This window comes from Pelomicrobium sp. G1, assembly GCF_051905455.1.
GTDB lineage: Bacteria > Pseudomonadota > Gammaproteobacteria > Burkholderiales > UBA6910 > Pelomicrobium.
The window spans coordinates 1-232 of sequence record NZ_JBQACR010000668.1 but is presented as its reverse complement, the minus strand read 5'-3'; the positions used below and the strand labels follow the sequence as shown (position 1 = coordinate 232).

Here is a 232-nt window from a genome sequence, read left to right as displayed (position 1 = left end):
CCCTTGACCAGCGTCACGCCGAAGACGAACACCGCCACCCCCCGGTGGGCGAGGTGCATGCCGTAGTAGCTCAAGGACTGACGCTTGAGCCGCGCCCCCAGGCTTCCGCCGCCGGAAGCCCCCCGCAGCCGCCCCCAGAACGCCACCACCACGCTCGCCACAATCCCGGCGCTAAGCAGCAGCCCCAGAGCGATCAAGGGGGTCCACGCGCCCAGGAGGAAGGGCAGGACAA

At 70.3% G+C, this 232-nt stretch carries 1 protein-coding gene; it reads right to left on the bottom strand.

Translation table 11 applies throughout. From position 1 onward, the window contains the following. The coding region (locus ACTFO6_RS20050; protein ID WP_439936024.1) for a cytochrome c-type biogenesis CcmF C-terminal domain-containing protein at nt 1–232 on the bottom strand (232 nt) is incomplete at both ends.